Source organism: Kribbella solani (assembly GCF_014205295.1).
In the GTDB taxonomy this organism is placed as follows: Bacteria; Actinomycetota; Actinomycetes; order Propionibacteriales; family Kribbellaceae; genus Kribbella; species Kribbella solani.
On record NZ_JACHNF010000001.1, the window covers coordinates 94,499 to 119,719 of the forward strand.

The 25,221-nt window shown below is 68.5% G+C and carries 25 protein-coding genes and 1 tRNA gene; 19 read left to right on the forward strand and 7 right to left on the reverse strand.

The genetic code is table 11. The features are described 5' to 3' along the window. Positions 1-34 precede the first annotated feature (34 nt). From cobF to HDA44_RS00435, 4 genes are read right to left on the reverse strand one after another with little or no spacing between them, the layout of a single operon-like run. Positions 35-796 carry a precorrin-6A synthase (deacetylating) gene (cobF, locus tag HDA44_RS00420; RefSeq protein WP_184830410.1) on the reverse strand — a complete coding sequence of 254 codons (762 nt, stop codon included), beginning with the start codon at positions 794-796 and terminating at the stop codon, positions 35-37. Continuing rightward, a complete protein-coding gene (zwf, locus tag HDA44_RS00425; RefSeq protein WP_184830411.1) occupies positions 796-2,283 on the reverse strand; it encodes a glucose-6-phosphate dehydrogenase in 1,488 nt (495 codons plus the stop codon). Before zwf ends, cobF begins: the two co-directional genes overlap by 1 nt. 49 nt (positions 2,284-2,332) lie before the next feature. Continuing rightward, positions 2,333-3,052 (reverse strand): dipeptidase PepE, encoded by a 720-nt coding sequence (gene pepE / locus HDA44_RS00430; protein ID WP_184830412.1) that lies wholly within the window; start codon positions 3,050-3,052, stop codon positions 2,333-2,335. Between the two features lie 15 nt (positions 3,053-3,067). Further along, entirely contained in the window at positions 3,068-3,859 is a 792-nt protein-coding gene (locus HDA44_RS00435) for an IclR family transcriptional regulator domain-containing protein (protein WP_202887023.1), read from the reverse strand. Between the two features lie 99 nt (positions 3,860-3,958). On the opposite strand from HDA44_RS00435, the gene HDA44_RS00440 reads away from it, so the two are divergent. Genes HDA44_RS00440 through HDA44_RS00470 form a run of 7 tightly spaced genes read left to right on the forward strand, consistent with a single transcriptional unit; the run spans position 3,959 to position 11,997 of the window. After that, positions 3,959-4,966 (forward strand): ABC transporter permease, encoded by a 1,008-nt coding sequence (locus HDA44_RS00440; RefSeq protein WP_184830413.1) that lies wholly within the window; start codon positions 3,959-3,961, stop codon positions 4,964-4,966. Continuing rightward, positions 4,959-5,861 (forward strand): ABC transporter permease, encoded by a 903-nt coding sequence (locus tag HDA44_RS00445; protein WP_184830414.1) that lies wholly within the window; start codon positions 4,959-4,961, stop codon positions 5,859-5,861. The genes HDA44_RS00440 and HDA44_RS00445 overlap by 8 nt, the downstream gene beginning before the upstream one ends. Positions 5,862-5,875: 14 nt before the next feature. After that, complete coding sequence (locus HDA44_RS00450; protein ID WP_184830415.1) at positions 5,876-7,444, forward strand: ABC transporter substrate-binding protein; 1,569 nt, start codon at positions 5,876-5,878, stop codon at positions 7,442-7,444. Continuing rightward, the gene (locus tag HDA44_RS00455; protein WP_184830416.1) at positions 7,441-8,706 is read left to right on the forward strand and encodes a M20 family metallopeptidase; all 1,266 of its coding nucleotides are present in this window, start codon (positions 7,441-7,443) and stop codon (positions 8,704-8,706) included. Before HDA44_RS00450 ends, HDA44_RS00455 begins: the two co-directional genes overlap by 4 nt. Beyond that, positions 8,699-10,372, forward strand: a complete 1,674-nt coding sequence (locus tag HDA44_RS00460; protein WP_184830417.1) for an ABC transporter ATP-binding protein — start codon at positions 8,699-8,701, stop codon at positions 10,370-10,372. Before HDA44_RS00455 ends, HDA44_RS00460 begins: the two co-directional genes overlap by 8 nt. After that, positions 10,369-11,037, forward strand: a complete 669-nt coding sequence (locus tag HDA44_RS00465; protein WP_184830418.1) for an AroM family protein — start codon at positions 10,369-10,371, stop codon at positions 11,035-11,037. Before HDA44_RS00460 ends, HDA44_RS00465 begins: the two co-directional genes overlap by 4 nt. A 27-nt stretch (positions 11,038-11,064) precedes the next feature. Further along, positions 11,065-11,997: a DUF1177 domain-containing protein gene (locus HDA44_RS00470; RefSeq protein ID WP_184830419.1), complete on the forward strand. Its 933-nt coding sequence runs from the start codon at positions 11,065-11,067 to the stop codon at positions 11,995-11,997. Here the strand turns inward: HDA44_RS00470 and HDA44_RS00475 are convergent. Continuing rightward, positions 11,994-12,371 carry a VOC family protein gene (locus HDA44_RS00475; RefSeq protein ID WP_184830420.1) on the reverse strand — a complete coding sequence of 126 codons (378 nt, stop codon included), beginning with the start codon at positions 12,369-12,371 and terminating at the stop codon, positions 11,994-11,996. The two genes, HDA44_RS00470 and HDA44_RS00475, sit on opposite strands and share 4 nt — an antisense overlap. 71 nt (positions 12,372-12,442) lie before the next feature. Between HDA44_RS00475 and HDA44_RS00480 the strand changes: the two genes are divergently transcribed. The 4 genes from HDA44_RS00480 to HDA44_RS00495 are packed head-to-tail and all read left to right on the forward strand — an operon-like array spanning position 12,443 to position 14,984. Then, on the forward strand, positions 12,443-12,769 hold the full coding sequence (locus HDA44_RS00480; RefSeq protein ID WP_184830421.1) for a YciI family protein: 327 nt from the start codon (positions 12,443-12,445) through the stop codon (positions 12,767-12,769). Next, complete coding sequence (locus tag HDA44_RS00485; RefSeq protein ID WP_184830422.1) at positions 12,766-13,953, forward strand: sigma-70 family RNA polymerase sigma factor; 1,188 nt, start codon at positions 12,766-12,768, stop codon at positions 13,951-13,953. The genes HDA44_RS00480 and HDA44_RS00485 overlap by 4 nt, the downstream gene beginning before the upstream one ends. A gap of 18 nt (positions 13,954-13,971) precedes the next feature. Continuing rightward, a complete protein-coding gene (locus HDA44_RS00490) occupies positions 13,972-14,601 on the forward strand; it encodes a maleylpyruvate isomerase family mycothiol-dependent enzyme (protein ID WP_184830423.1) in 630 nt (209 codons plus the stop codon). After that, complete coding sequence (locus HDA44_RS00495; RefSeq protein WP_184830424.1) at positions 14,598-14,984, forward strand: VOC family protein; 387 nt, start codon at positions 14,598-14,600, stop codon at positions 14,982-14,984. The genes HDA44_RS00490 and HDA44_RS00495 overlap by 4 nt, the downstream gene beginning before the upstream one ends. Here the strand turns inward: HDA44_RS00495 and HDA44_RS00500 are convergent. After that, a complete protein-coding gene (locus HDA44_RS00500; RefSeq protein WP_184830425.1) occupies positions 14,981-16,504 on the reverse strand; it encodes a serine hydrolase in 1,524 nt (507 codons plus the stop codon). The two genes, HDA44_RS00495 and HDA44_RS00500, sit on opposite strands and share 4 nt — an antisense overlap. 99 nt (positions 16,505-16,603) lie before the next feature. On the opposite strand from HDA44_RS00500, the gene HDA44_RS00505 reads away from it, so the two are divergent. Continuing rightward, entirely contained in the window at positions 16,604-17,134 is a 531-nt protein-coding gene (locus HDA44_RS00505; protein WP_184830426.1) for a helix-turn-helix domain-containing protein, read from the forward strand. Between the two features lie 217 nt (positions 17,135-17,351). Here the strand turns inward: HDA44_RS00505 and HDA44_RS00510 are convergent. Beyond that, a tRNA-Arg gene (locus HDA44_RS00510) sits at positions 17,352-17,423 on the reverse strand. 176 nt (positions 17,424-17,599) lie between these two features. Here HDA44_RS00510 and HDA44_RS00515 point away from each other — a divergent pair. The 7 genes from HDA44_RS00515 to thrB all read left to right on the forward strand — a co-directional run bounded on the left by HDA44_RS00515 (position 17,600) and on the right by thrB (position 24,913). Next, positions 17,600-17,785 carry a PspC domain-containing protein gene (locus tag HDA44_RS00515; protein WP_184830427.1) on the forward strand — a complete coding sequence of 62 codons (186 nt, stop codon included), beginning with the start codon at positions 17,600-17,602 and terminating at the stop codon, positions 17,783-17,785. A gap of 45 nt (positions 17,786-17,830) precedes the next feature. After that, on the forward strand, positions 17,831-18,403 hold the full coding sequence (locus HDA44_RS00520; protein WP_238352319.1) for a hypothetical protein: 573 nt from the start codon (positions 17,831-17,833) through the stop codon (positions 18,401-18,403). Positions 18,404-18,481: 78 nt separating this feature from the next. Continuing rightward, positions 18,482-20,140: an arginine--tRNA ligase gene (argS, locus tag HDA44_RS00525; protein WP_184830428.1), complete on the forward strand. Its 1,659-nt coding sequence runs from the start codon at positions 18,482-18,484 to the stop codon at positions 20,138-20,140. Next, entirely contained in the window at positions 20,137-21,546 is a 1,410-nt protein-coding gene (gene lysA, locus HDA44_RS00530; protein WP_184830429.1) for a diaminopimelate decarboxylase, read from the forward strand. Before argS ends, lysA begins: the two co-directional genes overlap by 4 nt. Beyond that, positions 21,539-22,846: a homoserine dehydrogenase gene (locus tag HDA44_RS00535; protein WP_184830430.1), complete on the forward strand. Its 1,308-nt coding sequence runs from the start codon at positions 21,539-21,541 to the stop codon at positions 22,844-22,846. Before lysA ends, HDA44_RS00535 begins: the two co-directional genes overlap by 8 nt. A gap of 5 nt (positions 22,847-22,851) precedes the next feature. After that, positions 22,852-23,916, forward strand: coding sequence for a threonine synthase (gene thrC, locus HDA44_RS00540; protein WP_184830431.1), 1,065 nt, complete (start codon positions 22,852-22,854; stop codon positions 23,914-23,916). A 1-nt stretch (position 23,917) separates the two neighbouring features. Continuing rightward, positions 23,918-24,913 carry a homoserine kinase gene (gene thrB / locus HDA44_RS00545; protein WP_184830432.1) on the forward strand — a complete coding sequence of 332 codons (996 nt, stop codon included), beginning with the start codon at positions 23,918-23,920 and terminating at the stop codon, positions 24,911-24,913. Positions 24,914-25,221 lie beyond the last annotated feature (308 nt).

Below are 25,221 nucleotides of genomic sequence, written 5' to 3' on the forward strand. Positions count from 1 at the left end.
TCGATCCGAAGACCAGCCCACCTACACCTTTGGTCTATGCCTTTGCTTCGCTCCGGCGTAGTAGGTAGGTGTCCATGATCCAGCCCTTGCGTTCGCGGGCCTCGGCGCGCAACTTCTCGATTTCCGGGGCGACCTCGCGGAGGGGGCCGGAGACCAGTAGTTCGTCGGCGGTGCCGAGGTAGGCGCCCCAGTAGATGGTGGCGTCCTGGTCGAGGTGTTCGGTGAAGGCGGTTTGGGCGTCGAGCATGACGACGACGTCGTCGGCGTCGGTGGGCCAGCCGGCGGCGAGGCGGCGGCCGGTGGTGATGTGGATCGGGCGGCCGACCTGGTTCAGGCCGACCCGGTGCCGGGCGGCCAGCGTCGAAACGCTGCTGATGCCGGGGATCACCTCGACCTCGAAGCTCAGCTCGCCGCGGGCCTGGATGTCGTCCAGGATCGCCAGCGTGCTGTCGTACAGCGACGGGTCGCCCCAGACCAGGAACGCGCCGACCTGGTCCGTGCCGAGTTCGGTCGCGATCAGGTCCGCGCAGACATCGGCCCGCCGCCGCCGCCAGTCGTCGACGGCCTCGACGTACGCGGGCGTACCGCGGTCCCGCTCCGGGTCCTTGCCGACGACGACCCGATGGTCCTTCGCGTACCGGCGCAGGATCTCCGACCGGAGGTCGACCAGCTCCTGCTTGACCTCGCCCTTGTCCAGTACGAAGAACACGTCGACCCGCCGCAGCGCCGACACCGCCTGCATGGTGACCTGCTCGGGATCGCCGGCGCCGATCCCGATCACGATAATCTCGCGCACTACTCCCGCCACTCCCGCTCGAACGGCAACCGCCACGCCCGCGGCGCGATCAGCTGGTGGATCGCGTTCGGACCCCACGTCCCGGCCTGGTACGGCTTGGCCGGCGGCGGGTCGTCCAGCAGCGGCGCGGAGCGATCCCACAGCGACTCGATGCCTTCGGCCGTGGTGAACAGCGTGTGGTCACCGCGCATCGCGTCCAGGATCAGCCGCTCGTACGCCTCCAGTACGTCCGCCGCGCCGGCCGTCTCCTGGGTGGAGAACTGCATCGACAGCTTCTCCAGCCGCATCCCCGGCCCGGGGCGCTTGCCGTAGAACGACAGCGAAACCCGGGACGAGTCGGCCAGGTCGAAGGTCAGGTGGTCCGGTCCTTCGGAGCCGACGCCGGAGCCGGCCGGGAACATCGTCTTCGGCGCCTCCTTGAAGGCGATCGAGATGATCCGCTGACCCTCGGCCATCTTCTTGCCGGTACGCAGGAAGAACGGGACGCCGGCCCAGCGCCAGTTGTCGATCTCGACCTTGAGCGCGATGAACGTCTCGGTGTCCGAGTCCGGCGCGACGCCCTCCTCGTGCCGGTACCCGGAGTACTGCCCGCGGACCACGCAGCTGGGGTCGAGCGGCAGCATCGAACGGAAGACCTTGTTCTTCTCCTCCGAGATCGCCCGCGGTTCCAGGGCGGTCGGCGGCTCCATCGCGACGAACGACATCACCTGCATCAGGTGCGTGACGACCATGTCCTTGAACGCGCCGGTCGGCTCGTAGAAGGTGGCGCGCTGGTCCAGGCCGAGCGATTCCGGGATGTCGATCTGGACGTGGTCGATGAAGTTCCGGTTCCAGATCGGCTCGAACAGGCCGTTCGCGAACCGGAACGCGAGGATGTTCAGCGCCGCTTCCTTGCCGAGGAAGTGGTCGATCCGGAAGATCTGCGACTCGTCGAAGGTTTCGTGGACGAAGTCGTTCAGCTTGATCGCGCCGGCCAGGTCGTCACCGAACGGCTTCTCCATCACCACCCGGGCGCGCTCGACCAGACCGGCGTCGCGCAGCATCGCGATCACCGCCTGGGCCGCCTTCGGTGGCACCGACAGGTAGTGCAGCCGGCGGGTGTCCGGGCCGAGCAGTTCCTCGGCGGCCTTGACCGCGGTCGCCAGCGCCTCCGGCCCGGCGGTCACCGGTACGTAGTCGATCCGCTCCGCGAACTGCGCCCACTCGTCGTCGCTGATCTTGTGCGTACCGAACGTCTCGACCGCCTTGCGGGCCCGCTCCCGGAACTCGTCGACGGTCAGGTCATCGGTGGCCGTCCCGATGATCCGCACGTCCGGCGCGAACTTGGACTGCTGCAGGTACGCCAACCCGGGCAGCAGTTTGCGCTTGGCCAGATCACCGGTGGCACCGAACAGCACGATCACATGCGGCGCCAGCGGCTCCAGATCCCGCCGCGACGGCCGCGACCCGGGCGCCGGGTACGCAATGGTCTGTATACGGTCTGGCACAAGTTCCTCCCGAGAGCCACCGGAACAACCAACACCGGCAGTCTAGGCACTACGGGTGTACGTCGAACCGGGGCGTGACCGTCAGCAACTCGGACAGGTCTGTACCGGTCGCGATCTCCGTCGGCGCCACGCCCCGCCGGAACAGCCGTGCCCCGGCCGGCAGACCGCCGAGCACCAGCCTGTCGTCGTGCAACCGCAGCCAGGTGCCTTCGCGGATGCCGAGCACCGGCACGTCGTTCTCCTCCAGGAACTCGGTGATCCGCTTCTCCCGCGTCTCGCCCTGGTGCGTGGAGGTGGGGTCCGGGTCGAGATAGTGCGGGTTGAGCTGGAACGGCACCAGACCGAGCGTCTCGAACGACGGCGGCTGCACGATCGGCATGTCGTTGCTCGTACGCAGCGTCGGCCCGGCGAGGTTCGTCCCGGCACTCGACCCGATGTACGGCGTCCCGCCGCGAACGCGCGACCGGATCACCGCGAGCTCACCGCTGTCGTGCAGCGTCTTCACCAGCCGGAACGTGTTCCCACCGCCGACGAAGATCGCCTGCGCCGATTCCAGCGCCGGCGCCGCGGAGTGCGCTCCGATCACGCGTACGCCGAGTGGCTCCAGCGCGGACCGTACGGTCGCGGTGTACCCGTCGTGGTCGGCGAGCGCGTACGGTACGAACACCACCTCGTCGACGCCGGTCAGCACGTCGCGAAGCGCGTCGAGCGCGTGCGCCAGGAACGGCTGTCCGTGCGTGGCGGAGTTCGAGAGCAGAAGCAGTTCCACAGAGGTCCCCAAGGGTCAGCGGCGGCGGGCCGCGGGCGTGCGGTGGGCGAGCAGGTTGCTCAGTTCTTCGGTTGCCTCCAGCAACCGCGGGACCTGGTCCCGGATGTCGCCGGGCAGGTCCTCGTTCTTGCCCTCGGCGACGGTCAGCGAGCCGATCGGGCGGCGGCCGAGCCGGACCGGGGCGGCGATCGCCCGGGTGGCCGCGTCGTACTCGCCGTCGGAGAACGCCCAACCGGTCTGCACGGCCTCCTCGAAGCTCCGCTCCAGCGCGGCCTCGTCCACCTCGGTCAGATCGGTGAACCGGGCAAACGGGCGGCCGGACAGCAGTGCCCGGCGCTCGTTGCGGTCCAGGAAGGCGAAGTACGCCCGCGAGGTCGCGCCGGCATGGGCCGGGTACAGGTCGCCGACCAGCGGATGACCGCGGAGCGGACCGCCGCCACCGTCGACGGCCGCGATACAGCGGACGTGGAACCCGTCCGGGATGGTGAACGTGGTGGTCCGGTCGGTGTCGCGGGCGAGCCGTTCGAGGACGCCGTCGGCGAGCGCGGCGAGCCCGCCGGTGCGCTCCCAGAGCGCCGCCATCCGCCACATCGTCGGCCCCAGGCTGTACCGGCGGGTGATCGGATCCGGCCGCAGGAAGCCGCGGAACGCGAGCGCCGCGAGCAGCCGTTGCGCCGAGGACTTGTCGATCCCGAGCTCGTCCGACAACTCCATCACGCCCCAGTCCCGGCGCCGCTCGGAGTACGAGATCAGTACCTGCAGCGCCCGGTCGACCGTCTGCAACGGTGATTGTGCGTCGTCGTTCACACCGAGAACCGTAGTCGTTCCGGCCCGATTATTGAATTGGTCTCTCAGATAACGGGAAGTCGTTGCAGCTGGCGCGCCTTAACCCCGAATGTCTTCGGCATGAACCTCGTCCTGCGCCGCGTGTTCGCGATGGTGCCCGCGCTGATCGGCGTCGTGGTGTGCATCTTCGTGCTCACCCGGGTGCTGCCCGGCGATCCGGCCCGGACGCTGGCCGGCGACCAGGCCGACCCGAGTGTGGTGGCGAAGATCCGGACCGAGATGGGGCTGGACAAGCCGCTGCACGTCCAGCTGGTCCAGTACTTCTCCGACCTCCTGCACGGCAACCTCGGGTACGCCTGGCACACCGGTCACAGCGTGGCCTCCGACTTCGCCTCCCGGCTGCCCGCGACCGTCGAGCTCGCGCTGGTCGCGCTGGTGATCGCGCTGCTCGCGGGCGTACCGCTCGGCGTCGTCAGCGCGACCCGCCGGGACCGGCCGGTCGACCACGCCGGGCGGGTGTTCTCGCTGCTCGGCGCGTCGATGCCGCTGTTCTGGCTCGGCCTGATGGTGATCGTCGTCTTCTACAACAAGCTCGGCTGGGCGCCGGCGCCGCTCGGGCGGGTGTCCGAGGGCGTCCACCCGCCGACCCACATCACCGGGCTGTACATCCTCGACTCGCTGATGACCGGCGACCTGGTCGCGCTGCGGTCGTCGCTGTCGCACATCATCTGGCCGGCGCTCTGCCTGGCCACCGGCAGTACCGCGATCATCGCGCGGATGACGCGGTCCGCGATGCTCGAGGTGATCGGCCAGGACTACGTGCGGACGGCGGTGTCGAAGGGACTGAAACCGTCGGTCGTCACGCTCAAGCACGCGCTGCGGAACGCGGCTCCGGTCATCGTCACCATCTCCGGGCTGCAGTTCGGACAGTTGATGGGCGGCGCGGTGATCACCGAGACCGTGTTCACCTGGCCCGGCATCGGCTCGTACGTAGTGCAGTCCGTACTGGCCACCGACTACGCGCCGGTGCAGGCCTTCACGCTCGTCGCGGCCGTCGTCTACCTGGCGGCGAACCTGCTCGTCGACCTCGTCAACGCCCGCCTGGACCCGAGGATCGCCGATGCCTGAGACCGTTCCTGAACCCCAGACAGCCGAGAAGGCCGAGACAACACAGCCGGTGCTGAAACCACAGACCACGCTGCGGCTGTTGCTCCGGAACAAGCTGGCGGTCGTCGGGCTGGTGTTCATCGCGCTCTGGACGCTCGGTGCCGTGTTCGCGGACCTGCTCCCGTACGGCGCGACCCAGCCGGGCGTGGGCGGCCTGCTCCAGGGCCCGACCCTCGCGCACCCGTTCGGTACCGACAACTTCGGCCGCGACCTGCTCTCCCGGGTACTGGCCGGCGGCCGGATCTCGCTCTGGACCGGGCTGATCGCGATCGCCATCTCGCTGCTGATCGGCGTACCGCTGGGTGCTTTCGCGGGGTTCGTCCGCGGCCGCGCCGGCGGCCTGGTGATGCGGCTGATGGACATGCTGCTGGCGTTCCCGTCGCTGGTCCTGGCGATGGCGATCGCGGCCGCGATGGGACCCGGCATGGTCAGCGCGATGGTTGCCGTCGGCATCGTCGGGATTCCGGAGTTCGCCCGGATCGTGCACGGCCAGACGCTGTCGCTGCGGGAGCGCGACTTCGTCGAGGCCGGGCACGCGATCGGCCTGCCGGCCCGGAGCATCCTGATCCGGCACATCGTGCCGAACGCGCTGGCGCCGATCCTGGTCCGCGCCACCCTCGGCATGGGGTACGCGATCCTGACCGCCGCCTCGCTCAGCTTCATCGGCCTCGGCGCCCAGCCGCCGGACCCGGAGTGGGGCGTGCTGATCTCCGACGGCCGCGGCTACATCATCAGCGGCGAATGGTGGATGACGACTTTCCCCGGCCTCGCGATCGCCACCTCGATCCTCGGCTTCAACCTGCTCGGCGACGGCCTGCGCGACGTACTGGACCCGCGCCTGAGGACCAGCAAATGACAAGGAGACCCCGCATGAAGCGGACAATTCTCGCCTTCGCGGCGGTGACGGCACTGGCGGTTTCGGGTTGTGCCGCGAACGCGAACAGCGGCGGCAGCGGCGCGGCGGAGGCCGGCGACACGCTGGTCGCCGCGTACTCCGAGGGCGGCAAGACGCTCGACCCGGCCGAGGCGAACGACGTCACCTCGGACACGTTCGTGGTGGCCGCGTACGACCAGCTGGTCACCTACGGGCGGACCACCGACGGTGGGCAGCCGAAGGCGAAGACCGACGAGATCGTGCCGATGCTGGCCAAGTCCTGGAAGGCGAGCGCGGACAACACCTCGTACACCTTCACGCTGCGCGACGACGCGAAGTTCCAGGACGGGGCGGCGGTGACCGCGGACGCGGTGGTGAAGTCGTTCGAGCACATCAAGGCGTCGAGCTCGGCCAGCTTCCTGTACAAGATGGCCGGCATCGCCAAGGTCACGAAGGCCGGCGAGCACACCGTCAAGATCGACCTGACCGCCCCGAACCACCTGTTCCTGCAGATCCTGCCGATGTACTCGTTCTCGATCATCGACATGGACAAGGTGACCCAGAACGGTGGCGCCAAGTGGCTGGCCAACAACACCGCGGGCTCCGGGCCGTACCAGATCACCAAGTGGGACCCGTCCACCGAGGCGTCGATGGCGCGCAACGAGTCGTACTGGGGCGAGAAGCCGAAGTTGCGGCAGGTGGACGTGAAGTTCATCGCCGAGGCGTCGAACCGGGTGCAGCTGCTGCGCAAGGGTGAGGTCGGGCTCGCGCTCGAGGTGCCGCCGAAGGACGTGCAGTCGCTGAAGGGTTCCGACGGCGTCGTGATCGACTCGCGGGCCGGCAACAAGATCCTGTTCTTCGCGATGAACAACAAGATCAAGCCGTTCGACGACCCGCGGGTACGGCAGGCCGTCGCGTACGCGATCCCGTACGACAAGCTGCTGAACGACGTGATGAAGGGTCAGGCGTCGCCGATGAAGTCGGCGGTGGCCAGCTCCACGCCGGGCTTCAGCGACGCCGGGTACACCTACGGCCACGACCTGGACAAGGCCCGCGCGCTGCTCGCCGAGGCCGGGCTGTCCAAGGGCTTCAGCTTCGACTTCACGCTCGGTTCCGGGTTCGACGACTGGAACGACGACGCGGTGCTGATCCAGGCCGAGCTGGCCAAGATCGGCGTCAGGATGAACATCAAGAAGATGGCCCGGCCGCAGTTCCTGGAGGCACTCGACACCCGCAAGGTGCAGGCGTACATCACCCGCTGGACGTCGTTCGTGAACGACCCCGGCTACCACCTGGGTCTGCTGCTGACCACGCAGGGCTCGAGCAACTACGCCAACTTCTCCGACCCGGTGGTGGACAAGTCCTGGCAGCAGGCGGCGACCGAGCCGGATGTTGCCAAGCGCAACAAGTTGTACGGGACGGCGCAGCAGGAGATCAACACCAAGGCACCGTGGGCGTACCTGTACGAGTACAACATCGTCGTCGCGCACCGGGCCGGGCTCGACGGGTACACGTCGTACCCGGACGGCATCGTCCGCTTCTTCCAGCTGAGCGTGACCAAATGAGCTGGGAGCAGCGGGTCCTCGACGAGATCGAGCGGACCGCCGACGACCTGATCGAGCTGGCCGGTGACCTGATCCGCATTCCGAGCGAGAACCCGCCTGGCGACTGCACCGAGGTCAGTGAGTTCATCGCGGCCGTACTGCGGAAGGCCGGTGTGGACGTCGACGTCCACGACGCTGGGCAGGGCCGGATCAGCATCGTGTCGCACCAAGGCCCGGCCGGTGACCGGCACCTGGTGCTGGCCGGTCACTCGGATGTCGTACCGGTTGGTGATGTGAGTCGCTGGAGCTTCCCGCCGTTCGCCGGTGACGTGGTCGACGGGTACCTGCGTGGCCGGGGCGCCAGTGACATGAAGGCCGGTCTCGCCGGGGTCATGCACGCGTACGTGGTGATGCACCGGCTCGGCGTACCGCTCAACGGGCGCTTGTCTCTCGCCGCGGTACCGGATGAGGAAGCCGGTGGACCGCTCGGCGCGGACTGGCTGCTCGACCAGGGCGTACTGGACGGTGCGACCGGTGCGGTGATCGCGGAGCCGGCCGAGCGTACGCACCCGACCATCGGGCAGAAGGGCAGCAACTGGTTCCGGCTGACCGTGTCTGGCCGGCCTGGTCACGGCAGTCTGCAGCCGTTGCACGGTACCAATGCGAACTTGCAGGCCGCGAAGGCGATTGTCGCGCTGCAGGGGCTGTGGGAGCTGGTCCCGGACGCACCGGCTGACGTACGTGAGCTGATCGCGCTGTCGCAGCGGTTCGCGGAGGAGCGGGAAGGGTACGCGCCGGGGATCGGCGCGGTGTTCGACCACGTGACGATCAACGTCGGGAAGATCACCGGTGGCTCGGCGACCAACGTGGTCGCGGACAAGTGCGTGGTCGAGATCGACACCCGCGTACCGATCGGACTGAGCCGGGCGCAGGTGCTGGCCCGGGTGGACGAGCTGCTTGCGGCCGCGGGGGTAGAGGCGACCGTGGAGCCGCTCGGGTTCCGCAGTGAGCCGAACTGGACGCTGCCGGACGATCCGATCGTGGTGGAGCTGGTCAGTGCACTGCGTGAGCTGACTGGTGAACCAGCTGAGGGCGTACTGCAGTGGGCGTCGTCTGATGCCCGTACGTTCCGCAGCCATGGCATTCCGGTCCTGCAGTACGGACCGGCTGAGCTGGCGACGATCCACGGCTTCGACGAGCGTGCACCGGTCGCGGATGTCGTACTGGCAGCCAAGACGTACGCACTGACCACACTGCGGTACCTCGGGGTACGTGATGAGTGACCTGCTCAAGCTGACCGATCTGACCGTACGGATCGACACGTCACGCGGTCCGATCACGCCGGTTCGCGACGTCAGCCTGAGTATCCCGCGAGGCAAGATGCTCGGCCTGGTGGGGGAGTCCGGCAGCGGCAAGAGCGTGACCGCGATGACGATCACCAGGCTGCTGCCGCGGCGGTCCGTACACGTGACCGGTGGGCGGATCGAGTTCGACGGGCGGGACCTCACCAACCTGTCGGACCGGTCGCTGCGGGCGGTCCGGGGCAAGGAGATCGCGACGATCTTCCAGGAGCCGATGACCGCGCTGAACCCGGTGCTGACGATCGCCGATCAGGTTATGGAGCCGCTGCGCGTACACCTCGGGCTGTCCCGTCGCCAGGCGGCGGACAGGGCTGCCGAACTGCTCGACATGGTCGGCATCCGCGACACTGTCCGCGTGCTGCGTGACTACCCGCACCAGCTGTCCGGTGGGATGCGGCAGCGGGTGATGATCGCGATGGCGATGTCCTGTGAGCCAAAGCTACTCATCGCGGACGAGCCGACCACCGCGCTGGATGTCACTACTCAGTTGCAGATCCTTGAACTGGTGATGGACCTGCAGCAGAAGCACGGTACGTCGGTGCTGCTGATCACCCACGACCTGGGTGTGGTCGCACAGACCTGTGACGAGGTCACCGTGATGCACAACGGTCAGGTCCAGGAGACCGCGCCGGTTGAGCAGTTGTTCGAGTCACCGCAGGCGGACTACACCAAGCGGCTGCTGAGCTTCCTGCCGTCCAGCCGCGAGCGGGCGCGGGACGCGCGGCCGTCGGACGAGGCTCCGTTGCTGGAGGTGTCGGACCTGGTGAAGGTGTTTCCAGGTCGTCGGCGCCGCGGCCGCCGTACCGAAGCCGTCACTGCGGTGAACGGCGTGAGCTTCAGCGTCGCACCGGGACGGACACTCGCCATCGTGGGGGAGTCCGGCTCTGGTAAGTCCACCACCGGGCGGGCGCTACTCAGGTTGCACGAGCCGACCTCTGGGACAGTGCGGTTCGACGGGGTTGATCTACTCGGGCTGTCCGATGCGGAGCTGCGGGCGATGCGCTCCCGGATGCAGATCGTGTTCCAGGACACGTACGCGTCGCTGGACCCGCGCTGGACGATCGAACGCACACTGGCCGAACCGCTCCGGCTGCACACCGAACTGGATGCCACGGGGATTCAGGATCGGTTGGTCGAGGTGATGGAGCTGGTCGGACTGGAAGCCGACCACCTGCAGCGGTTCCCACACGAGTTCTCCGGTGGACAGCGTCAGCGGATCGGCATTGCGCGCGCATTGCTGCTGAACCCGTCGCTCGTGGTGTGCGACGAGCCGGTGTCCGCACTGGACGTGTCCGTGCAGGCACAGGTGCTTGAGCTGTTGAAGGACCTGCAGGAGCGACTCGGTCTGGCGTACGTGTTCATCTCACACGACCTGTCGGTAGTACGGCTGATTGCTGATGACGTACTGGTGATGAGTCGCGGCAAGGTCGTTGAGCACGGCACGGTGGAAGAGGTGTTCGCGGCGCCGAGCCACCCGTACACGAAGGCCTTGCTGGCAGCGGTCCCGTCACCGGACCCGCGTGCGCGGCTGGACCGCGCCCGCCGTCGCGAGCTGGTCGAGGCGGGTACCAAGGAGGCTGTCGCGTGACGGTTCTCGGTGTCGTGACTATTGGACAGTCGCCGCGGAGCGACATGTTCCCGGAGCTACTGCAGTGGTTGCCGTCGTCGGTCGAGGTGCGGGAGCGTGGTGCGCTCGACAGTCTGAGTAGCGCGGAGATCGCGGCCCTCGCACCGGTGCCTGGCGACGAGACACTGACCACACGGCTGCGGGACGGGTCGTCGGTAGTGATCGGACGGGCCGGCATCTTGGTACGGCTGCAGGCGGCGATCGACATTCTCGAAGCGGGTGGTGCGGACGTCGTACTGCTCGTCTGCACCGGCGACTTCCCGCAGTTCCGGCACAGCCGGCCGTTGCTGTTTGCTGGTCCGCTACTCACTGCAGGGCTGACCGGGCTGGCCGGTGACTCGCTTGTCGGCGTGGTGTGCCCGCTGGCGGAGCAGGAGCAGCAGTCGTACGAGAAGTTCGCGCACCTGGACCAGAAGATCAAGGTGGCTTGGGCTACGCCGTACCAGCCGGGGCTGACCGAGCTGGAGAGCGCAGCGCGTCAGTTGGCTGTGAAGGGCGCGCAGCTGCTGGTGCTCGACTGCATGGGCTACACGCAGGAGCACCGGGAAGCCGCCGCGGCCGCGTCCGGCCTACCGGTGGTGCTGTCGCGTTCCGTGGTCGCCCGCCTCACCGCAGAACTCTGCTGAGCAACCCCACTTATCGAGGAGACATATATGCCATGGCGTGAAGTGCTTGACCTGTACGACCTGTTGGACGACGCGTCGGCGTCCGGTGAGTCGGTGGCGGCCTGGTTGCGGAAGCAGGGTGTCGACGACGTCAGCGTGACCACCGTGCAGGGCGACAAGGGCAGCACCGACTTCGTCCGGGCAGTCATCCCGGGCAGCCGCGGCCGGCTCGCGGGTGGTGACGTACCGACCCTCGGCGTGATCGGCCGGCTCGGTGGGCTGGGCGCGCGGCCGGAGCGGATCGGCTTCGTGTCCGACGGCGACGGCGCGCTGGTGGCGCTCGCGGTCGCGGGCAAGCTCGGCTCGATGGCGCGCCGCGGCGACCAGTTGCCCGGCGACGTGATCGTGGCGACGCACGTCTGCCCGGACGCGCCGACCCGCCCGCACGACCCGGTGCCGTTCATGGACTCGCCGGTGGACGTCGGCGCGATGAACGAGCACGAGGTGGAGGCCGCGATGGAGGCGGTGCTGTCGGTGGACACCACCAAGGGCAACCGGATCGTCAACCACCACGGCTTCGCGATCTCGCCGACGGTCAAGGAAGGCTGGATTCTGCGGGTCAGCGAGGACCTGCTCGAGATCGCCTCCCAGGTGACCGGGCGGCTGCCGGCGGTGCTGCCGCTGACGATGCAGGACATCACGCCGTACGGGAACGACGTGTACCACGTGAACTCGATCCTGCAGCCGTGTACGGCGACCGCGGCGCCCGTGGTCGGAGTCGCGATCACCACCGAGACCGCGGTACCTGGCTGTGGCACCGGCGCGACCGACCTGGCCAGTGCCGAGTCGGCCGCCCGGTTCTGTGTCGAGGCCGCGAAGAGCTACGGCGCCGGCACCTGCGAACTGTTCGACCCGGCCGACTTCGACCGGCTGACCAGCCGCTACGGATCAATGCGGCGCCTCCAGACGATGGGTGCCTAGGAGGTCTGCCAGAGGCCCAGGACGTTGCCCTCCGGGTCCTTGAAGTAGGCGGCGAAGCCCATGTCGCCGACCGGCATCTTCTCGCCGACCCGCTCGCCGCCGAGGCTCTCGATCGCCTTGAAGGCGGCGTCGATGTCCGGCACGTCGACGGTCAGCATCGGCCCGCTCAGCTGGTCGGTGCGCTGGAACATCCCACCGTTGATGAAGCCGGGCTCGGAGGGCATCGACTGCTCGTTCACCGGGCCGGTCGACGCCATCGTGTAGTTCATCTCGGGCATCTCCATCAGGTTCCACCCGAAGGCCTCGCGGTAGAACGCCCGCGCTCGCTCCCCGTCGTCGTACGGCACCTCGAAGTGCACGATTCGCCCTGTCATCGCCTTTCCTCCCCGCCCGCGTCGCCTGCTCGGTTCCGTCCTTTCGACGCTAGACCTGCGAGGATGGCCAGGTGAAGTACCTGCTGATGATCTGTGGAGACGAATCGGCCGCCGAGCACGCGAACGACGGGTGCGGTGGCTGGACCGAGGAGATGGAAGCACGCGGCGTGCTGGCCGGCGGCGCGGGGCTGCGGCCGCCGACGGAGGCGACCACGGTCCGGGTACGGGACGAGGACGTGCTGCTGACCGACGGCCCGTTCGCGGAGACCAAGGAGCAGATCGGCGGCTTCGTACTGATCGACTGCGCCGACCTGGACGAGGCGATCGAGATCGCGGCGAAGCACCCGGCGGCCGGGTACGGCACTATCGAGATCCGCCCGGTGCTGGAAGGGCCGTGACGTTCGAGGACGTCTACCGGCAGGAGTGGGGCCAGGTGGTCGCCACTCTGATCCGCCTGACCGGTGACTGGGAGCTGGCGGAGGAGTGCGCGCAGGAGGCGTTCGCGGCCGCGCTGGAGCGATGGCCGCACGACGGCGTACCGGACCGGCCCGGTGCCTGGCTGACCACGACGGCCCGCAACCGGGCGATCGACTGGCTCCGGCGCGAGGCAGTGGGTACGCGGAAGCTCCAGGAGCTGGCCGCGCTTCCAGCCGACTCCGATCCGCCGTACGACGTACCGGACGACCGGCTGCGGTTGATGTTCACGTGCTGCCATCCCGCACTGGCGATGGAAGCACGGGTGGCGCTGACACTGCGGACACTGGCTGGTTTGAGTACGACGGAGATCGCCCGGGCGTTTCTGGTGCCGGAATCCACTATGTCGAAGCGGTTGACTCGGGCGAAGCAGAAGATCCAGCACGCCGGTATCCCGTACCGGGTGCCGCCGGCGCATCTCCTGCCGGAGCGGACGCCCGCTGTACTCGCTGTGCTGTACCTGCTGTTCAACGAGGGGTACTCCGATGTCGTACGGACCGCGCTGAGTGGTGAAGCGATCAGACTGGCCCGTCTGCTCGTCCAGCTGATGCCGGATGAACCTGAGGCGGCTGGACTACTCGCACTGATGCTCCTGCACGACGCACGTCGCGACACCCGGCTCACACCGGACGGTGTACTCGTCACGCTGGAAGACCAGGACCGTACGCGCTGGGACCACGACCAGATCGCCGAAGGTGTCGCCGTACTGGACTCTGCTCTTCGCCGTGGTGCACCTGGTCCGTACCAAGTGCAGGCGGCTGTCGCTGCCTGTCACGCGACCGCACCGGCGGCGGCTGACACTGACTGGTCGCAGATCGCTGCCCTGTACGCGCAGCTCCCACAGACACCTGTGGTGTCGCTCAACCGTGCCGTTGCCATCGGTATGGCCGACGGACCGGCCGTAGGACTCCGTGTAGTCGGCCAGCTCGCTGCTGGACCGCTGACTGGCTACCACCTGCTCCCGGCGACCCGTGCGGACTTCCTGCGACGGCTGGAGCGCTGGTCCGAGGCTGCAGCGGCGTACGCGGAGGCGATCGCGCTAGCGACGACAGAGGCCGAGCGCGGGTACCTGGAGAAAAGATTGCAGGAGGTGTCTGTCCGGGGCTGACCTGTTCGTCGGTGGGGTATGACGGACATCAGAGAAGCAGTGGCAGGTGAGCGGACCGATCTGGCGGAACTGCTCGCCGCGCTGCCGGAAGCTGACTGGGACAAACCCACGTTGTGCGACGGCTGGCGGGTCCGGGAGGTCATCGCGCACCTCACCATGCCGTACCGGATCTCCGGGCCGCGGTTCTTCGCCGGACTGATCAAGGCCGGCGGCAAGTTCGACCGGTACGCCGACCGGCAGGCGCGCCAGGACGCCGCGGAGCTGTCCGCGGGGGAGTTGACGGAGTGTCTGCGGCAGAACGTGCAGCACCCGTGGAAACCGCCAGGCGGCGGCTATGAGGGCGCCTTGTCGCACGACGTGATCCACGGTCTCGACGTGACCGTTGCACTGGGCATCGACCGCCAGGTACCGCCGGAACGGCTACGGCTGATCTTCGGTGCGATGAAGCCGCGGCAGCTCAAGTACTTCGGCGTGGACCTGTCCGACGTCCAGCTACAAGCCACAGACCTGGACTGGTCGTACGGCGAGGGGCGGGCGCTGACCGGCAAGGCACAAGACCTCCTGCTGGTGATGAGCGGCCGTACGCTGCCACCAGACCATCTGCACGGACCGGACGCCAGTCGCTTCACCGAGGGAGTACGCCGATGATCATCAGCCTGCCGATCGCGGACCGGCCGCGGTCATACGTCTTCTACCAGGAGGCGCTCGACCTGAAGCCGGTCGGCGAGGAACTCGACGAGGACGGCATCCCTGAGCCGCTGCAGTTCGCCCTGGCGGACGGGGTCAACCTGATGCTCATCCCGACCGGTGGGTTCGGCTGGGTGCTCGGTGACCAGCCCGCTGCGCCGCCCGGGCAGAGCGAGTGCATTCTCAGCCTGCATGTCGAAAGCACTGACGCCGTCAACGCACTGGTCGCCAAGGCGGTGGCCGCCGGGGCAGTGCAGGTGACCGCACCCACGCGGAAGCCGTGGGCGTACCTGGCCACCTTCACCGACCCGGACGGGCACTTGTGGATGGTGGAAACCGCCTAAAGCACGCGGGTGCGCAGCTTGGCTACTGAGGCGGTGGTGGACTGGCGGCTGCCTGCTGGGTGCCAGCGGAACAGGCGGCCGCCGTACCGGAGCCAGTCGACCTGACCGTCGTCTCCACGGACGAAGTTGGCGCGGGTGTGGGTGGGAGTGCCGTCAGGTGCCAGTGCGAGGACGTAGTCCTTGCGGTAGAAGGCGAACCGGCTCGCGGCCTGACCACCCACACTCACTGTCAGCTGCCCGTTGTCAGCAGCCAGGTCCAATGCGATGTCCTCCGGCTTTCCGTCGAAGCCGATCTGCTGCGACACGTACGTACCCACGTACTCCGCCAGGCGGCGCGGCGGCAGCGACTGCGGTACGGCCGGCAGGTTGTTGACGCCTGCGAACTCCTGCAGAGCCCAGTCGTCAGCAAACAGCTCCGCCACCAGCGCCGGACCGCTCTCCGAGTTGGTGAGCAGCGTGATCGCGAAGTCCCGCCGCGGCACGAACAGGAACCCGGAGTGCTGCCCTGACCAGTCACCACCGTGCTGTACGACCAGCGGGCCCTGCGCTGTCGGACGCAGCATCCAGCTCACACCGACACCGTTCAGCTCGACGAACAGCGTGCCACCGGGTCCAGGGTGCGACTGCATGGCCAGTCGGCCGCGCTCACTCAGCAGCTGGGGGAGCCCGCGGTGCCCCAGGTGGTACCGCGCGTACCGGAGCTGGTCCCGCGGGCTGGAGATCAGACCGCCGGCCGCGTGCAAGCTCCTGGGCACGCGGTCGAACGACGGCTCCACCACCGGCTTGCCGTTCACGATGTTGTGCGACGCGGCGACGCTGAAGCCGTTCAGTTCACTCCGGAAGTACCGGCTGTGTGCCAGGCCGAGCGGGTCGATCACCAGTTCGCGTACGGCGGTCTCGTACGGCTTGCCGTACACCACCTCGAGGATCCGGCCGGCCACGCCGATCGCGGCGTTGTTGTACGAGAACACCTTTCCGAGCGGCGTGAGCTGCGGGACCTTCGTCATGTCCGCGATGTACTTCGCCAGCGCCTCGTCACCGTCACCGGTGTCCTCGAAGTAGTCACCCTGCCAGCCGGCCGAGTGGTTCAGCAGCTGCCGTACGGTGACCCGCGCCGCGACCGAAGCATCCTGCGTCGCGAAATCCGGCAGGTACGCGCGTACCGGCCGATCCAGACTGATCCGGCCCTGCTCGACCATCCGCATGATCGCCGTACCCGTGAACGTCTTGGTGGTGGAACCGATCCGGAACACGGTGTCGGCCGAGACGGGTTCCTTGGTGTCCACGCTGGTGACCCCGAACCCACGAACGTACTCGCGCCCCTGGTACCAGACCCCCAGTCCGACGCCAGGAACCGCGTACTTGGCCATCCCGGCCTGGATCTTGTCGGCCAGCCGCCCGATCCCCGCCGGTTCCCGCAACCCACGAGCGGACGCCGGCGACGCGGGCAGACCGGGCAAGGCGGCCACCGGCACGGCAACGGCAGCAGACTTCAGCACAGCACGACGAGTGAGCGACACGTCAGGACTCCTTGGGCGAGGCGAATGGTTCCAGTCCGGCTATTATTACCACCCCTGGTATCAATGGAATACCCTGAAAGAACCCTGATGGAGTGCCTGATGGAGGAGTCGCCGACCCCGGTGCTGGACGTACTGCTGCACCCGGTCCGCTGGCGGATCGTGCAACGGGTGCTCGGCCGCGAGGTGACCACGACCGACCTCAAACGCGACCTCCCGGACGTCCCCACCACCACGCTCTACCGCCACGTGGCCGCCCTGATCGACGCCGGCTACCTCACCGTCGTCCGCGAACGAAAGGTCCGCGGCACCACCGAACGCACCCTCGGCCTGGACAACACCAAAGGCCACATGGACCAGCGCGAGGCCCGCGCGATGACCCCCGAACAACACCGCCAACTCTTCCTGATGCTGCTCACCAGACTGGCAGCAGACTTCGACCGCCTGATCGAATCCGACGACCTCTACCCCCGCATGGACCAGGTCGGCTACCTGCAAATGGCCCTCTACCTAACCCCCGAAGACATGACCACGTTCCGCACGGCCTTCCACGCCCTGGTAGAGCCCTACCTAAAACAGGCCCCAGGAAGAGACCGAGTAGCCCTCTCCCTAATCTCCCTCCCGGACAGTTAAGCCAACAGCCAAGAGCCGAAGCCAAGAAGCCAACCCCAACCACCGAAGCCGCGCTTCACCACGTAAGGCCAAAGAAGAACATCCCGGCCCCGCACACCCTCGGGGGGTCCGGGGGGCGAAGCCCCTCCGGGCGGGGCCTGGGGGTTGCACCCCCAGAAAGCACAACGACCGATCCAAGTGCGAGCACCACCCGCACACAGATCGGCCAGATCGGTCGCGCCCCCGGCAGGATTCGAACCTGCGCACCCGCCTCCGGAGGGCGGTGCTCTATCCCCTGAGCTACGGGGGCTCAGGAACGAGCAGAACAGTAGCAGGAAGTTCGGTGAATGCCCGAATCGGGTGGGCGGGTGGCGCGCTCCAGGTTCACCCTGAGTGAACCCTGGACCGTCGGTGCGCCGGGATCTGTTCGGTCGCGGAGGCCGTCATAGTGGACGTAAGGCTCACGCTGGAAAGGAAACGGTACTCATGGCTAGCTCTCTGGTCCGCCCGTCCAACAACCGCTGGATCGGTGGTGTCTGTGCCGGACTCGCTCGCCGGTTCGGTATCTCCGCGAACACGATGCGGCTGATCTTCGTACTCAGCTGCTTGCTTCCCGGCCCGCAGGTCCTGATCTACATCGCTCTCTGGTTCATCATGCCGTCGGAGCGCTGACCCCAGCTTCCGGCCGCCCGGGTGCCACGTGACAACCTGCTGTGCATGACACCAGGCAGGTGGCCCCGGGCCGGGCTGACCGCGCTCGGTCCCACCGGGCACCGAGCGGCGCTTGCCGCCGCCGGCCTGTTTCTCGGCGGCGTGCTGACCGTAGGTTGCGGTGTCACCCCGGCCCAGCCGGCCGCCGCGGACCTGCGTACCTCCGAGCCGCCCTGGGACGCTCCCCGGGACGCGGTGTCCTACATCGACAAGGCCGGCTTCGAGCGCCTCCCGCTCGACTTCTCCGGCCCGTCCCCGTACACCCTGAAGATCTCGGTCACGGTCGACGGCAAACCCGTACAAGTCCCGGCCGGCATCGGCGTGGACCGGCTGCGCGCGGAGCAGGCCGCCGTACACACCCACACCGCCGACGGCGTGGTCTGGGTCGAGGCGAAGTCCGCCGCTGACCGCCCCACCCTGTCCCAGTTCTTCACCCTCTGGGGCCTCCGCTACACCCCCACCTGCCTCGCCAACGCCTGCCAAAACCTCACCATCACCACCAACAACACCCCCACCCCCTGGAACACCCCGCTACTCCCCAACGCCCACCTCACCATCACCGTCCGCAACCAGCGCTGATCGGTCCGGCGAGTGCGTGCGTACCGGGCTGTGGATGGTGAGTCAAGGGTTTGGGTGGGGGCCCATTAGGCTGAGGCGGTGACTCCGGAACAGCTCGCTGAGAAGATCTTGCAGGCCCTGGCCGCGCTCGCCGATGACGGGACCATCACCGTCGAGGGTGGGCTGCCGCGCGAGCTGAAGGTCGAGCGACCCAAGAACCCCGAGCACGGGGACTATGCAACCAACGTCGCGATGCAGCTCGGCAAGCGCGCCGGGCTGAATCCGCGGCAGTTCGCCGAGCTGCTGGCGGCGAAGCTGCGCGACGACGAGGCGATCACGGCGGTGGAGATCGCCGGGCCGGGGTTCATCAACCTGCGGGTCGCGGCCGATGCCCAGGGCAAGGTGGCGCAGTCGATCCTGGCGGCCGGCGAGAAGTACGGGACCAGTGACAGCCTGCACGGCCGGACGATCAACCTCGAGTTCATCTCGGCGAACCCGACCGGCCCGCTGCACCTCGGGCACACCCGCTGGGCCGCCGTCGGGGACGCGCTGGCCCGGGTGCTGACCGCCGCTGGCGCGAGCGTGAAGCGCGAGTTCTACATCAACGACCGCGGCAACCAGATGGACAAGTTCGGCGCGAGCCTGCGGGCCGCCGCGAACGGCGAGCCGATTCCCGAGGACGGGTACCACGGTGAGTACATCGCGGAGCTGGCCCAGCGGATCGTCGCCGAGGTGCCGGGGATCCTGGAGCTGCCCGCCGACGAGCAGTCGATCGCGTTCCGCGAGGCCGGGTACGAGCGGCAGCTGAAGGAGCAGCAGGACCAGCTGGAGCACTTCCGGACCAAGTTCGACGTGTGGTTCTCGGAGCGCAGCCTGCACGAGCAGGACGGCGTACCGCACGCGATCCAGAAGCTCCGCGAGCAGGGCCACCTGTACGACGCGGACGACGCGCTCTGGATGCGGACCACGGACTTCGCCGACGACAAGGACCGGGTCCTGATCCGTACGAACGGCGAGCCGACGTACTTCGCCTCCGACGCCGCGTACTACGTGAACAAGCGCGAGCGTGGTTTCGAGACCTGCGTGTACCTGCTCGGCGCGGACCACCACGGGTACGTGAACCGGCTGAAGGCGATCGCCGCCTGTGCCGGTGACGACCCGGAGCACAACATCGAGATCCTGATCGGTCAGCTGGTCAAGATCCTCAAGGGCGGCCAGGAGATGCGGCTGTCGAAGCGGGCCGGCACGATCGTCACGCTCGCCGAGCTGGTCGAGGAGGGCGGCGTCGACGCGCTCCGGTACACGCTCTGCCGCTACCCGGCCGACTCCCCGCTGACGCTGGACATCGAGGAGATGACCAAGCAGGCCAGCGAGAACCCGGTCTTCTACGTGCAGTACGCGCATGCCCGCCTGGCCTCGATCCTGCGGAACGCGGACGACCTCGGCATCAAGCTGGACGAGTTCGATCCGGGTCTGCTGAACCATGAGCGCGAGGGCGATCTGCTCCGCGCGCTGGCCGAGTTCCCGCGCGTCGTCGCCACCTCCGCCGAGCTGCGCGAGCCGCACCGGATCGCGCGCTACCTGGAGGACACCGCGTCGGCGTTCCACAAGTTCTACGACAGCTGCCGCGTGCTGCCGCGCGGCGACGAGGAGGTGGAGCCGGTGCACAAGGCTCGCCTGACCCTGGTGTCCGCGACCCGGACCGTGCTCGCCAACGGGCTCGACCTGCTCGGCGTCTCCGCACCGGAGCGGATGTGAGAGCGCACGAGGCGGGCGCGCTGCACGCCGACCTCGGCCACCGGGCACCGCCCTGGCTGCGCGCCCCCCGCGACCCCAACGAACTGGTCCCGTCGCTCTGGTCGATGAACGCGAAGAAGGACGCCGAAGGCGCCCTCGTGGTCGGCGGGGTCGACGTCCGGGACCTGGTCGCCGAGCACGGCAGCCCGGCCTACGTACTGGACGAGGACGACTTCCGGGCCCGCGCCCGTGCCTTCAAGCACGCGTTCAAGGACGTCGACGTGTACTACGCGGGCAAGGCGTTCCTGTGTACGACGATCGTCCGCTGGGTGATGGAAGAGGGCCTGAACCTCGACATCTGCAGCGGGGGAGAGCTGGCCGTCGCGCTCCGGGCCGGCGCGGACCCGAAGCGGCTCGGGTTCCACGGCAACAACAAGTCCGAGGCCGAGCTGGGCCGGGCGCTGGACGCCGGCGTCGGCCGGATCGTGGTCGACTCGCAGTTCGAGATCACCCGGCTGATCGAGCTGGCCCGGGAGCGTGGCGTGGTCGCGCCGGTGATGGTCCGGGTCACGGCCGGCGTCGAGGCGCACACCCACGCGTACATCGCGACCGCGCACGAGGACCAGAAGTTCGGTTTCTCGATCACCTCCGGCGCGGCCTTCGAAGCCGTTGCCCGGATCAACGAAGCGCCGGAGCTCGAGCTGCTCGGCCTGCACTCGCACATCGGCTCGCAGATCTTCGACTCGTCCGGGTTCGAGGTGGCCGCGAAGCGCGTGGTCGCCTTGCACGCAAGGGTTTCCGAGGAGATCGGCGTCGACATGCCGGAGCTCGACCTGGGCGGTGGGTTCGGGATCGCGTACACCACCCAGGACGACCCGTCCGACCCGGCGCAGCTGGCCACCGAGATGGGCAAGATCGTCGAGCACGAGTGCCACGCGCACGACATCCCGGTCCCACAGGTGTCGGTCGAGCCCGGCCGCGCGATCGTCGGCCCGGCGATGTGCACGGTGTACTCGGTCGGCACCGTCAAGGAGGTCGAGCTGGACGCCGGCGCGGCCCGCACGTACGTGTCGGTGGACGGCGGGATGAGCGACAACATCCGCACCGCGCTGTACGACGCCGACTACTCGTGCACGCTCGCGAACCGGTACTCGTACACCGAGCCGACGCTGGCCCGCGTGGTCGGGAAGCACTGCGAGGCCGGTGACATCGTGGTCAAGGACGAGTTCCTGCCCGCCGACGTCCGGCCCGGCGACCTGATCGCGGTCCCCGGCACCGGCGCGTACTGCCGGTCGATGGCGAGCAACTACAACCACGTACCGCGGCCGCCGGTGATCGCGGTCAAGGACGGCCGAACGCGGGTCGTGGTACGCCGAGAGACCGAAGCCGACCTGCTGCTCCTGGACATGGGGACCGCCGATGAATGACTCCGCGAATGACGAAAAACCTCTCAAGGTAGGCCTGCTCGGTTGTGGCGTGGTCGGCACCGAGGTGGTGCGGATCCTGACCGAGCAGGCGGACCATCTCGCGGCCCGGGTCGGGGCCCGGCTGGAGATCGCCGGGATCGCCGTCCGCCGGGCCGGCCGGGCCCGCGACATCGCGGTCGACCCGGCCCTCGTCACCACCGACGCGCGGGCGCTGGTGTCCCGCGGTGACCTCGACCTGGTGATCGAGGTGATCGGCGGCATCGAGCCGGCCCGCGGCCTGATCCTGAGCGCGCTCGAGCACGGCGCCTCGGTGGTGACCGCGAACAAGGCGCTGCTCGCCGAGGACGGGCCGACGCTGTTCGCGGCCGCCGAGAAGTACCAGCGCGACCTGTACTTCGAGGCCGCCGTGGCCGGCGCGATCCCGATCCTGCGGCCGCTGCGCGAGTCGCTCGCCGGTGACGACGTGACCCGGGTGATGGGCATCGTCAACGGCACCACGAACTACATCCTCGACAAGATGGACAGCACCGGCGCCGGGTTCGACGAGGCGCTCGAGGAAGCGCAGGCGCTCGGGTACGCCGAGGCCGACCCGACTGCTGACATCGAAGGTTTCGACGCGGCCGCGAAGGCGGCGCTGCTGGCCAGCCTGGCGTTCCACACCCGGGTCTCGATCGCGGACGTGCACCGCGAGGGCATCACCGAGGTGACCGCCACCGACATCGCCTCGGCCCGGGAAATGGGCTGTGTGGTCAAGTCGCTGGCGATCTGCGAGCTGGACGAGCGGACCGATTCGGTCAGCGCCCGGGTGTACCCGGCGATGATCCCGCTCACGCACCCGCTGGCCAGTGTCCGGGACGCGTACAACGCCGTCTTCGTGGAAAGCAAAGCGGCCGGCCGGCTGATGTTCTATGGTCGTGGTGCCGGCGGCGCCCCGACGGCCAGTGCTGTCCTCGGGGATCTGGTGTCCGCCGCGCGCAACCGGCTCAAGGGTGTGCCGGGGGTCGGCGAGTCGTCGTACACCCAGCGGGCCGTGCGGCCGATGGGCGACGCGATGACCCGCTACCACGTGTCGCTGGACGTGGCCGACAAGGCCGGTGTACTGGCGGCGGTGGCCCACGCGTTCTCCGAGCACGACGTGTCGATCCAGACCGTCCGCCAGGAGGGCCGGGGCAGTGACGCGCAGCTGGTGGTGGTCACCCACACCGCGACCGATGCCGCGTTGTCCGCGACCGTGGAGTCCTTGCGGGACATGGACATCGTCCGTGAAGTCAGCAGTGTGATGCGGGTAGAAGGCGAGTAAGACACATGGTGCACCAGTGGCGCGGCGTGATCGAGGAATACAGAGACCGGCTTCCCGTCTCGGCGGACACGCCGGTGGTCACGCTCGGCGAGGGCGGTACGCCGCTGGTGGCCGCGCAGTGGCTGAGCGAGCAGACCGGCTGCGAGGTCTGGCTGAAGGTCGAGGGCAACAACCCGACCGGCTCGTTCAAGGACCGCGGCATGACGATGGCGATCTCGCTCGCCGCGCAGGCCGGTGACAAGGCGGTCGTCTGCGCGTCGACCGGAAACACCTCGGCGTCGGCGGCCGCGTACGCCGTCCGCGCCGGAATGTTGCCGCTGGTGCTGATCCCGGCCGGGCGGATCGCGAAGGGCAAGCTCGCGCAGGCGGTCGTGCACGGCGCCAAGCTGGTGCAGATCGACGGCAGCTTCGACGACTGCCTGCGGATCGTCCGTGAGCTCGGCAAGCACTATCCGGTCGCCCTGGTGAACTCGGTGAACCCGGTCCGGCTGGAAGGGCAGAAAACCGCCGCGTTCGAGGTGTGCGACGCGCTCGGCGACGCGCCGGACCTGCATCTGCTCCCGGTCGGCAACGCCGGCAACATCGCGGCGTACTGGAAGGGCTACCAGGAGTACGCCAAGGACAAGCTGGCCACCCGGACGCCGAAGATGTGGGGTTTCCAGGCGGCCGGCGCGGCGCCGATCGTGCGCGGTGCGATCGTCGAGCAGCCGGACACGCTGGCCACCGCGATCCGGGTCGGCAACCCGGCGTCCTGGACGCTGGCCGAGGCCGCGCGGGACGAGTCCGGCGGGCGGATCGAAAGTGTCACCGACGAGCAGATCATGGCCGCGCAGGGTGAGCTCGCGGCGCGCGAAGGCGTGTTCGTCGAGCCGGCGTCGGCGGCCGGTGTCGCCGGTCTGCTGCAGGCCAAGGCGCAGGGCCTGCTGCCGGGTGGCTCGACGGTGGTGATCACCGTCACCGGTCATGGCCTGAAGGACATCGACACCGCGCTCGACCACGCGGCCGTCGACAAGTCCCCGGTCACCCCCGCCGACACCGACGCCGTCGCGCGCGTCGCCGGTCTGGCCTGATATGCCGGAACACGATGCCCAGGCGGGGACCGAGGCGGACGGCCGTCGGCGGCCGTGTGATCAGGTCCGGGTCCGGGTGCCCGCGACGAGTGCGAACCTCGGCCCCGGCTTCGACACCTTCGGTCTCGCCCTGACGCTGTACGACGACCTGGTCGTGACGCCCGGTGGTTCCGGGATCGCCGTCCAGGTCACCGGCGAAGGCGAGAACGACGTACCACTGGACGAAACGCACCTCGTGGTGCGAGCGATCCGGCACGGGCTCGAGGCGCTGGGCGCCCCGATGCCCGGCTTCACCCTCCGCTGCGAGAACCGGATTCCGCACGGCCGCGGACTCGGCTCGTCCTCGGCCGCGATCGTCGGCGGACTCGCGGTGGCGTACGCGCTGGCCGGCGTCCCACTCGACCGCGATCGCGTCGTCGTACTGGCGAACGAGCTCGAAGGTCATCCGGACAACGTCGCGGCCGCTGCCCTTGGTGGTTTCACCATCGCCTGGACCGACAGCGGAGCGTCGAATCCGGGTGGTCGCGCGATCAAGTTGAAGCCCGACGGAATCGGCGCGATCGCTTACGTACCTGACAATCGGGTGCTCACCAAGGAGGCGCGCGGACTGCTTCCGGGCGTTGTTTCCCACACCGACGCGGCGGCCAACGCCGGAAAGGCCGCCCTGCTGGTCGCGGCGCTGACCGGGTACCCGGAGCTGCTGCTGACCGCGACCGAGGACCGGCTGCACCAGGAGTACCGGGAACCGGCCATGCCGGAGAGCCTCGCGCTGGTGCACAAGCTGCGCGGGAGTGGTCTGGCCGCGATCATCAGCGGCGCCGGGCCGACGGTCGCCGTGCTCGCCCAGCCGGACGGCAAAACCGCAGGTCAGAGCGCTGGTTCCGGTGGCCGGGCGGCGTCGTTCCGGAGCGTGCCGGAGGCACCGGACGGCTGGACCAGGTACGAGCTGGGCATCGATCCAGTCGGCGTACAGGTCTGGTCGATGGAAGCAGGCTGAACCTGAAGCTGAGCCTGAGCCTGGATCGGGTCGAGCCGGGGAATGCCGTTCGGCTGACACGCGTTGTACCCCTCGGGTCGGCAGAAGGACCTGTAGTGGTGCTAGTCTCGACTCACCCGATCCCCTCCAGGTGATCGGTGAACTCTCGTCACGATCCGGGCTGTGCTCCCGGCACCCTGTGTTGTGTGGCGACCCTCCTGTGGATGTGACCTTGCGCCGCCTGCGTCGGAGATGTCCGGGGGGACTCAGATCGAGCGAGAGCCTCTTGTATCCCGCGTACCCGTTGTGTGGTCGTGGGTGAAATTTGG